Here is a 10,206-nt window from a genome sequence, read left to right on the forward strand (position 1 = left end):
GAGGCGGGCAGCGGCGATGGTGGTGACGGCGGTGGTGAGGGTGGTGAGGACCTGGGAGTCCAGGTGCCAGTGCTGCCAGTAGAGGGGTACGTCGACCACCCGGTTCGGCGCGATGTCCAGGCAGCGGCCGGCCGCCAGGTCGGCGTCGGCGATCTGTTCCGGCACCAGTCCCCAGCCGAGGCCGAGCCGGATGGCCTCGCTGAACGCCGGCACCGACGGCACGTAGTGCGTGGGTGGGTCGAGGACGCGGCCGGTAACCGTACGCAGGAAGCGGTGTTGCAGGCGGTCCTTGCGGTCGAAGAGCACCACCGGCGCGGCGGCGAGCGCCGAGCGGGTGAGCCCGCCGGCGAACCACCGGTCCGCGAGCGGTGGCGCGGCCAGGGCGCGGTAGCGCATCGCGCCGAGCGGGCGTACCCGGCAGCCCTGCACCGCGTCGCGCTGCGCGGTCACCGCAGCCATCACCGACCCGGCGCGTAGCAGTTCCGCGCTGTGGTCCTGGTCGTCCTGCCGCAGGTCGAAGGAGAGCGCGGGCTCGGCCGGCAGCCGGGACAGCACCGCGGGAAACCAGGTGGCGAGCGAGTCGGCGTTGACCACGACGGCAATCCGGGTACGACCGGGGTCGCCGCCGAGTGCTCCCCGTGCTTCGGTGAGTGCCTCCCGTTCGAGCAGGACGAGTTGACCGGCGAGGCGGAGCAGCGGGCGACCGGCCTCGGTGGCGTCACAGGGACGCTGCCGCCGGACGAGCACCTGCCCGACGGTCTCCTCAAGCGCTTTGATCCGCTGGCTGACCGCCGAGGGGGTGACGTGCAGCAGCCGCGCCGCAGCTTCGAAGCTGCCCTCGGCGACCACCGCGGCGAACGTACGGAGCTGGGTGGAGTCCAAGCCCGTCATGAAGCTGAGCTTAACCAGAGCAAAAATCTTTAGCTGGACCGGCATCTGAGCGCACCCTACCGTCGACCCCGTGCTCACCTCCGCCGTCGCCGGTTTCTCGCTGGCCATCGCCCTGATCGTCGCCATCGGTGCGCAGAACGCCTTCGTGCTGCGCCAGGGCCTACGCCGGGAACACCTGGTGCCGGTCGTGTTGACCTGCGCGGCCTCGGACGCGCTGCTCATCGGTCTCGGTATCGCCGGGGTGGGTTCGGTGGTGGCCGGGCGTCCCGACCTGCTCACCGCGATCCGCTGGGGCGGCGCGGCTTTCCTGCTCGGGTACGCGGCGCTGGCCGCCCGCCGGGCGCTGCGTCCCGGCGCGCTCACTCCCGCCGACCGTCCACCGGCCCGGCTCGGCGCGACGCTTGCGGCCTGCCTCGCCTTCACCTACCTCAACCCGCACGTGTATCTCGACACCGTGCTGCTGCTCGGCGGCCTCGCCCAGCAGCACCAGCACCGGTGGGTGTTCGGTCTCGGCGCGGCGGCGGCCAGCGTGGTCTGGTTCACCGCGCTGGGTGCCGGCGCGTACCGGCTGGCTCCGCTGCTGGCCAGGGCCGGTGTCTGGCGGGTTCTCGACGGCGTGATCGCGGTGGTGATGGTGGTGGTGGCGGCCGCGCTGCTGCTCGGCTGAGGACGACCGGGCGCGGCGGGCGGGTGTTTTCGCTTACCACGGCAAGCGCCGCAGACCACATGCGGCAATGATGGCCGGGTGCGGTTCCTCAATGACGCGCCTGTCGCGTACGACCTGACCTACAACGACGTCTTCATGGCGCCGGCCCGCTCGGAGGTGGGTTCGCGGCTGGATGTCGACCTCGCCACCGCCGACGGTACGGGCACCACGATCCCGCTCGTGGTGGCGAACATGACGGCGGTCGCCGGGCGGCGGATGGCGGAGACGGTGGCCCGGCGCGGCGGGATCGCTGTCATTCCCCAGGACATCCCGATCGACGTGGTGGCCGAGGTCGTCGCCTGGGTCAAGCAGCGGCACCTGGTGCACGACACCGCCATCGCGCTCGGCCCGACCGACACCGTCGGCGACGCCATCCACCTGCTGCCGAAGCGGGCGTACGGTGCGGTGATCGTGGTCGACGACGCGGGTCGCCCGATGGGCGTGGTTACCGAGGCCGACACGGTCGGGGTGGACCGCTTCGCCCAGCTGCGCGACGTGATGTCGACCGACCTGCACACCGTGCCGGTGGACGCGGATCCGCGTACCGGCTTCGACCGGCTCTCGGCGGGCCGGCGACGGCTGGCCCCGGTGGTCGACGCCGATGGTCGGCTGGTCGGGGTGCTCACCCGGCCGGGTGCGCTGCGGGCCACGCTCTACAAGCCGGCCGTGGACGACAAGGGCCGGCTGCGGATCGCGGCGGCGGTGGGCATCAACGGCGACGTGGCGGGCAAGGCCGCCGCGCTGCTGGCGGCCGGGGCGGACACCCTGGTCGTGGACACCGCACACGGCCACCAGGAACGGATGATCTCCGCGCTGCGGACCGTCCGCGGTCTCGACCCGGGCGTGCCGGTGGCGGCCGGCAACGTGGTCACCGCCGACGGCGTACGCGATCTGGTCGAGGCGGGCGCGGACATCGTCAAGGTCGGCGTCGGTCCGGGCGCGATGTGCACCACCCGGATGATGACCGGGGTGGGGCGTCCGCAGTTCTCGGCGGTGCTGGACTGCGCGGCGGCGGCCCGGCGGCTGGGTCGCCACGTCTGGGCCGACGGCGGGGTACGGCACCCGCGTGACGTGGCGCTGGCGCTGGCCGCCGGCGCCTCGAACGTCATGATCGGTTCCTGGTTCGCCGGCACCTACGAGTCGCCTGGCGATCTCTACACCGACGAGGAGGGCCGGCGGTACAAGGAGAGCTTCGGCATGGCCTCCGCACGGGCGGTCAGCGCGCGGACCGCCGAGGACAGCCCGTACGACCGGGCCCGCAAGGCCATCTTCGAGGAGGGCATCTCCACGGCCCGGATGTACCTGGACCCGGCCCGGCCCGGGGTGGAGGACCTGATCGACGAGATCATCTCTGGCGTACGCAGCGCCTTCACCTACGCGGGTGCGCGCAGCCTGCCGGAGTTCCACGAGCGGGCGTTGATCGGTGTGCAGAGCACCGCCGGCTACACCGAGGGGATGCCGCTGCCGACCAGTTGGTGACGCGGCGGGCCCACCCCGCCGGGTCCACCGCGCCGATGTCAGGCCGCGGCGCAGCGCGGCCCGGGCACCGCGGCGAGCAGCGTGCCGACGGCGAGGGCGAGAGTTCGGCGTAACAAGTCTCCGCCTCCAGGATCTTGAACTCCGTCCATACTCGACTGACGTCGCAGTCGGGTCGTATCGGGAAAGTTCCCCACGCGCCCCTGAACTGCCGCCCCTGAGGAGGGCCGGCGGGTGAGGCCGGGCAACCGGCTTGCTCAGGCGCTGGGGGGTGGGGTGAAGAGTCGCCGGATCACGGCTCGTGCGGCCTCTCCCGGATCGTCACCGAGGCCGGCGGGGAACGCGCCGGCCAGCCAGAGGGTCGCGAATCCGTGCACGATCGACCAGGCCGCCATCACGTCGGCCTGCTGGCCGTCGGGCCCGCCGTCGGTCAGCGCCGTGACCCTGGAGCGCAGGGCCCGGCCGGAGCGGGCCCGGGCGGCCCGTACCTCGGGGTCGTCGGCCCGATAGAGGTCGGGGTGGAACATCACCTCGAAGTACGCGCGGTGTCGGACGGCGAATGTGACGTACCCGACCCCGAGGTCCAACAGGTCGGTGCCGGCGGCGTCCAGCGTCTCGGCGAGCAGGTCGAAGCCCTGCACGGCGAGCACGGTGAACAGGCCGGCCCGGTCGCCGAAGTGGTGCGCGGGAGCAGCGTGCGAGACGCCCGCGCGACGGGCCAGGTCACGCAGGCTCAGGGCGGTCGGCCCGGCTTCCTCGATCACCTCGACGGCCGCCGCGATCAGTGCCCGACGCAGGTCGCCGTGATGATAGCCACGGGTGCCGCTCATTCCGGAAGCATATCTTGTCGTTGACAAGTTATGCTCGTCGGACCCAATCTTGACAGCGACAAGATTCCCTCCAGGAGGCACTCTCATGGCTCCCCTCATCGCCCTGCTGATCACCACGGCTGCCGCTCGGCTGGCCGGACTGGCCGGGGTCACCGCCCTCGACGGCTGGCACCCGGCCCTGCGCGTCGGGCTGGCCACGATGTTCGCACTCACCGGGCTGGCGCACTTCGGCCTCGGCCGGCGGCAGGACCTGATCTCGATGGTGCCGCCCCGGCTGCCCCGGCCGGAGCTGCTCGTCACGGTGACCGGAGTGCTGGAACTGGCCGGGGCGGCAGCCCTGCTGGCACCGGGCACCGCCAGGTGGGCCGCTGCCGGACTGACCCTGCTCCTCCTGGCGATGTTCCCGGCGAACGTCTCCGCCGCGCGTCGCGTGCTCACCCTGAGCGAGCGCCCGGTGACCCCACTCGGGCGGCGTACCCTGCTTCAGGCCCTGTTCCTCGCCGCGACCATTGCCGTGGCGGTCGGCCCCTGATCGCGCGACCCGACAGCCGCCGGACGGCGGGACGAAATTCGTTTGGAGCCTGACTGTCAGCTAGCTAATGTTCGGCTCATGAGTCTGATACAGCTGGCGGACGTGCCGCTGGGCCGCCTCCTGGTGGTCGCCGGGCACCTCGCGAGCCAGCGGTGGAATCGCTACCTCGCCGAGGAGCACGGCCTGACCCAGGCCGGGATGGCCACCCTGATGGCCCTCGCCGAGCACGGCGAACTCCCGCACCGGGCAGTGGCCGAACTGTGCTTCGTCCGCCCCGCCACCCTCACCGGCATCGTCGACACCCTCGAACGCGAGGGCCTGGTGCAGCGGCAGCGCGACGACGCCGACCGACGCAGCGTCAAACTGGTGTTGACCACAGCCGGGCAGGACCGGGTCGGCAGCCTCACCGCCGCGATCCGGTCCGGGCGGCCGCTCACCTCGGTCGACACCGACCCGGCGAAAGCGGCGGTCATCCGGCAGTTCCTGCTCGAGGTCATCGGCGGCGACGAGAAGACCTGCGGGCCGGCGGGAGGCCCGACGTGTTGATCCAGTTGCTCCGCGGCCACCTGCGGCCGTACCAACGATTGCTGACGGCCGTGGTGCTGCTCCAGTTCGTCGGCACCATGGCCTCGCTCTACCTGCCCAGCCTCAACGCCGACATCATCGACCTCGGTGTCGCCCAGGGCGACACCGGCTACATCATCCGCACCGGCGGGTGGATGCTCGCGGTGAGCGTGGTGCAGATCGTCTGCGCCGTCGCGGCGGTCTACCTCGGCGCCCGGATCGCCATGGGCTTCGGCCGGGACGTACGGGCAGCGGTGTTCGGGCACGTCAACACCTTCTCGGCGCGGGAGGTCGCCCGCTTCGGTGCCCCGTCACTGATCACCCGGAACACCAATGACGTGCAGCAGGTGCAGATGCTCGTGCTGATGAGCTGCACCATGCTGGTCACCGCGCCGATCATGAGTGTCGGTGGCGTGGTGATGGCGCTGCGCGAGGATGTCGGACTCTCCTGGCTGATGCTGGTCAGCGTGCCGGTGCTGGCGGTCGCGCTGGGTCTGATCATCCGGCGGATGGTGCCCGGCTTCCGGCTCATGCAGACCCGCATCGACGCGATCAACCGGGTGCTGCGGGAGCAGATCACCGGGATCCGGGTGGTCCGGGCCTTCGTCCGGGAGCCGTACGAGGTGCGACGCTTCGCCGCCGCGAACACCGACCTGACCGCGACCGCCCTGCGCACCGGCCGGCTGATGGCGTTGATCTTTCCCGTGGTGATGCTGGTGCTCAACGTCTCCAGCGTGGCGGTGCTCTGGTTCGGCGCGGAACGGGTGGACGCGGGTGCGATCCAGGTCGGCGCGCTCACCGCCTTCCTGCAATACCTGATGCAGATCCTGATGGCCGTGATGATGGCCACGTTCATGCTCATGATGGTGCCGCGCGCGACGGTCTGCGCCGAACGGATCGTGGAGGTGCTCGACACCGACTCCTCGGTGGTGCCCACCCCGGCCCCGGTCACCGAGGTGCCGACCCGGGCCGAATTGGAGCTGCGAAACGTGCGGTTCCAGTACCCGGGTGCCGCCGAACCGGTGCTCAGGGACGTCTCGTTCCGGGTCGCCCCAGGCACCACCACGGCGATCATCGGCAGCACCGGCGCGGGCAAGACGACACTGCTCACCCTGGTTCCCCGGCTTGTCGACGTCACCGCCGGCGCGGTCCTCGTCGACGGCATCGACGTGCGGGAACTCGCGCCGGACGAGCTGTGGCGCCGGATCGGACTGGTGCCGCAGCGGCCGTACCTGTTCACCGGCACGGTGGCGAGCAACCTGCGCTACGGCAACCCGGACGCCACCGACGAGGAGCTGTGGGCGGCGCTGGAGATCGCCCAGGCCCGCGACTTCGTCGAGGCCATGCCGGAGGGCCTGGACACACCGGTCACCCAGGGCGGCACGAACGTCTCCGGCGGGCAGCGGCAGCGGCTGGCCATCGCCCGCGCCCTGGTCCGCCGGCCGGAGATCTACCTGTTCGACGACTCGTTCTCCGCGCTCGACCTCGGCACCGACGCCCGGCTACGCGCGGCCCTGCGACCGGTCACCGCCGACGCCGCGGTCGTGATCGTCGCCCAGCGGGTCTCCACCATCGTCGGCGCCGACCAGATCATCGTGTTGGAGGACGGCGGTGTGGTCGGGGTGGGCCGGCACGAGGAGCTGCTGACCAACTGCCCCACCTACGCGGAGATCGTGGCGTCCCAGCAGACCACGGAGGTGCCGGCATGAGCGAGCGACAGCGAGCGAATCATCAACTCAGCGCGCTTGTGCCTCAGGCCGGCACGCAGCGAAGCGGAGTGCCGGCATGAGCGAGCGACAGCGAGCGAATCATCAACTCAGCGCGCTTGTGCCTCAGGCCGGCACGCAGCGAAGCGGAGTGCCGGCATGAGCGAGCGACAGCGAGCGAATCATCAACTCAGCGCGCTTGTGCCTCAGGCCGGCACGCAGCGAAGCGGAGTGCCGGCATGAGCGAGCGACAGCGAGCGAATCATCAACTCAGCGCGCTTGTGCCTCAGGCCGGCACGCAGCGAAGCGGAGTGCCGGCATGAGCGAGCGACAGCGAGCGAATCATCAACTCAGCGCGCTTGTGCCTCAGGCCGGCACGCAGCGAAGCGGAGTGCCGGCATGAGCGAGCGACAGCGAGCGAATCATCAACTCAGCGCGCTTGTGCCTCAGGCCGGCACGCAGCGAAGCGGAGTGCCGACATGAGGAAACAGCGCGTACCGGCGCAGCCGTCGGCTGCGGACGGGCGTACGCCGAAACGGTTGCCGCCCGGCGGCCAGCGCGGCGGGCCGCCGTGGATGGGGGCGGGGATGCCAGCGGAGCGGTCCCTGAACTTCGGGCCGACCGCTCGCCGGCTGCTGAGCCGGCTGCGTCCGCAGCGCCTGCACGTGGCTGCGGTCATCGCGCTCGCGGTGGTGAGCGTCGGGCTCACCGTGATCGGACCCAAGGTGCTCGGGTACGCCACCGATCTCATCTTCACCGGGGTGATCGGCCAACAGCTCGACCCGGGCACCAGCGCCGAGCAGGCCGTCGCCGCAGCCCGGGCGGCCGGCAACGACAACTACGCCGACATGCTCGCCCGGATGGACGTGGTGCCTGGGGCGGAGATCGACTTTTCGGCCCTGGGTCGGGTGCTGCTGCTGGCGTTGGGCCTCTATCTGGCGGCCAGCCTGCTGATGTGGTGGCAGGGCTGGCTGCTCACCGGAGTGGTCCAGCGGACGGTGTTCCAGCTACGGGCGGAGGTGGAGGAGAAGCTCAACCGGCTGCCGCTGCCCTACTTCGACAGGCAGCCGCGCGGTGAGCTGCTCAGCCGGGTCACCAACGACATCGACAACATCTCGCAGAGCCTCCAGCAGACCCTGAGCCAACTACTGACGTCGCTGCTCACCGTGGTCGGCGTACTCGGCATGATGTTCTGGATCTCGCCGTTGCTCGCCGTGGTCGCGTTGGTCGCGGTGCCGCTGTCGATCGTGGTAACCGGGCAGATCGCCAAGCGGTCGCAGCGGAAGTTCATCGCGCAGTGGACCCACACCGGTGAGCTGAACGCGCAGATCGAGGAGGCGTTCACCGGCCACGACCTGATCAAGGTCTTCGGTCGGCGGCGCGAGGTGGAGGCGGCCTTCCACGCCAAGAACGAGCAACTCTTCCAGGCCAGCTTCGGCGCTCAGTTCATCTCCGGGATCATCATGCCGGCGATGCTCTTCATCGGGAACCTCAGCTACGTGGCGATCGCGGTGGTCGGCGGGCTCCGGGTCGCCTCCGGTGCGATGAGCCTCGGTGACGTGCAGGCGTTCATCCAGTACTCCCGTCAGTTCACCCAGCCGCTCACCCAGGTCGCCTCGATGGCCAACCTGCTCCAGTCCGGGGTGGCCTCGGCGGAGCGGGTGTTCGCGGTGCTGGACGCCGACGAGCAGACCCCCGACCCGGCCACCCCGGTACGCGTGACCGACCCACACGGCCGGGTCGAGTTCGAGCGCGTCTCGTTCCGGTACACCCCGGACACGCCACTGATCGAGGAGCTTTCCCTGGTGGCCGAGCCGGGACACACGGTGGCCATCGTCGGGCCGACCGGTGCCGGCAAGACCACCCTGGTCAACCTGATCATGCGTTTCTACGAGCTGGACGCCGGCCGGATCACGCTCGACGGGGTGGACATCACCGCGCTGAGCCGTGACGACCTGCGCGGCCGGATCGGCATGGTGCTTCAGGACACCTGGCTGTTCGGCGGCACCATCCGCGACAACATCGCCTACGGCCGGCCCGACGCGACCGAGGAGGAGATCCTCGCCGCCGCCCAGGCCACATTCGTGGACCGGTTCGTCCGCAGCCTGCCGGACGGCTACGACACGGTGATCGACGAGGAGGGCAGCAACGTCAGCGCCGGCGAGAAACAGCTCATCACCATCGCCCGGGCGTTCCTCGCCGAACCGGCACTACTGATCCTCGACGAGGCGACCAGCTCGGTGGACACCCGTACCGAGGTGCTGCTCCAGCGGGCGATGGCGGCGCTGCGCTCCGAGCGGACCAGTTTCGTCATCGCGCACCGGCTCTCCACCATCCGTGACGCCGACCTGATCCTGATGATGGAGCAGGGTCGCATCGTCGAGCAGGGCACCCACGAGCAACTGCTCGCCGCGCACGGTCCCTATCACCGGCTGTACCAGTCCCAGTTCCGGCAGGCGGTCGAGGGCGACGACGACCCGGCGGCTGTCGCGACGGTCACCACCGCGGGCTGATCCCGCCGTCACCGAGCGCCCCGAGGCCGGGGCCTGGTATGCGGGGGAGGCCGGGCCGCTGACACGGGACCTGTCAGCGGCCCGGGGCGGCCATCGGCGTCAGGAACGGGGGACCCGACGCGGGCCGCGCGCCGACAACGGTACGCCGCTGTGGTGCCTTCCCGCGACCACGACCCGCCGCTCACCAACTTCGATATCCGCCGATCCGGCCACCGCCCGGTGGTGGGAGGGCGGAAGATCCCTGGTCACGGCCTCAGGGACCATTTCGGTGATGTCGGACACGTCCTCGGGGCGATCCCCAACCAAAGGCGGCACCGGGCGGCGGCCATCGGTAGGGGTGGTCCCCGGGTTCGTTTTCGGTGCTCCTCCCGGATCCGCCTGGGGTGCCGCCGACGCCAGGCTGAGGCATGCCCGCAACCCGCGTCAACGGCGTACTGGCCCTCGGTGGAATCGCCCTGGCAGCGCTGCTCGCCGTCGTCGGTCACGCTGGCGTGACCGACCTGGATCCACTGCGCCTGACCGTCAGCGACTACGCCGTCTCCGACTCCGGCGGAATGATCCACGTGGCGATGCTGCTGCTCGCCGCCGCCTCCGCCGTGCTCGTGCCGGCCGTACGCCGGCTCGGTCCACCCGACAGCCGGCGGCACACGGCCACCGCGATGCTGACGGTCTGGGCCAGCGGGTTGCTGGTGTCCGGGCTGGTGCCCACCAACCCACCCGGCACGACCATGGACACCGCAGCGTACGTGCACCGGTACGCCTCGGTGGTCGCCTTCCTGGCGCTGCCGGTCGCCGGCTGGCTGCTCGCCGCCCGCCTGCCCGCCGGGGCTCGCCGCTGGCTCCGCATCCTCACCGTGGCCAGCCTGGTCCTCGCCGCCGCGATGGCGTGGTCCGCCTACCCCGGCGACCGGGCCCTCTACGGCCTCATCGAACGCGCCCTCATCCTCACCGAAGTAACCCTCCTCACCCTCCTCACCCTCTCCCTCTC

At 71.0% G+C, this 10,206-nt stretch carries 9 protein-coding genes; 7 read left to right on the plus strand and 2 right to left on the minus strand.

Going from position 1 to position 10,206, the window contains the following annotated elements:
* Positions 1-891 (minus strand): LysR family transcriptional regulator ArgP (locus tag C1I93_RS23830; protein WP_111245522.1); only part of this gene is annotated, 891 nt, incomplete at its 3' end.
* 70 nt (positions 892-961) lie between these two features.
* On the opposite strand from C1I93_RS23830, the gene C1I93_RS23835 reads away from it, so the two are divergent.
* Together C1I93_RS23835 and C1I93_RS23840 are read left to right on the plus strand one after the other, a co-directional pair.
* Positions 962-1,558, plus strand: a complete 597-nt coding sequence (locus C1I93_RS23835; protein ID WP_111245523.1) for a LysE/ArgO family amino acid transporter — start codon at positions 962-964, stop codon at positions 1,556-1,558.
* A 78-nt stretch (positions 1,559-1,636) separates the two neighbouring features.
* Positions 1,637-3,076, plus strand: a complete 1,440-nt coding sequence (locus tag C1I93_RS23840; RefSeq protein WP_111245524.1) for a GuaB1 family IMP dehydrogenase-related protein — start codon at positions 1,637-1,639, stop codon at positions 3,074-3,076.
* A 254-nt stretch (positions 3,077-3,330) separates the two neighbouring features.
* Here the strand turns inward: C1I93_RS23840 and C1I93_RS23845 are convergent, their stop codons facing one another.
* Complete coding sequence (locus C1I93_RS23845; RefSeq protein ID WP_111245525.1) at positions 3,331-3,903, minus strand: TetR/AcrR family transcriptional regulator; 573 nt, start codon at positions 3,901-3,903, stop codon at positions 3,331-3,333.
* A gap of 85 nt (positions 3,904-3,988) precedes the next feature.
* Between C1I93_RS23845 and C1I93_RS23850 the strand changes: the two genes are divergently transcribed.
* From C1I93_RS23850 to C1I93_RS23870, 5 genes are all read left to right on the plus strand, one after another.
* On the plus strand, positions 3,989-4,435 hold the full coding sequence (locus tag C1I93_RS23850) for a DoxX family protein (RefSeq protein WP_111245526.1): 447 nt from the start codon (positions 3,989-3,991) through the stop codon (positions 4,433-4,435).
* 78 nt (positions 4,436-4,513) lie between these two features.
* Positions 4,514-4,981 (plus strand): MarR family winged helix-turn-helix transcriptional regulator, encoded by a 468-nt coding sequence (locus tag C1I93_RS23855; protein ID WP_111245527.1) that lies wholly within the window; start codon positions 4,514-4,516, stop codon positions 4,979-4,981.
* On the plus strand, positions 4,975-6,708 hold the full coding sequence (locus C1I93_RS23860; RefSeq protein ID WP_111245528.1) for an ABC transporter ATP-binding protein: 1,734 nt from the start codon (positions 4,975-4,977) through the stop codon (positions 6,706-6,708). Before C1I93_RS23855 ends, C1I93_RS23860 begins: the two co-directional genes overlap by 7 nt.
* Before the next feature lie 476 nt (positions 6,709-7,184).
* On the plus strand, positions 7,185-9,218 hold the full coding sequence (locus C1I93_RS23865) for an ABC transporter ATP-binding protein (RefSeq protein ID WP_111245529.1): 2,034 nt from the start codon (positions 7,185-7,187) through the stop codon (positions 9,216-9,218).
* A gap of 407 nt (positions 9,219-9,625) precedes the next feature.
* Positions 9,626-10,206 (plus strand): DUF998 domain-containing protein (locus tag C1I93_RS23870; protein ID WP_111245530.1); only part of this gene is annotated, 581 nt, incomplete at its 3' end.

Source organism: Micromonospora endophytica (assembly GCF_003236305.1).
Taxonomy (GTDB): Bacteria; Actinomycetota; Actinomycetes; order Mycobacteriales; family Micromonosporaceae; genus Micromonospora; species Micromonospora endophytica.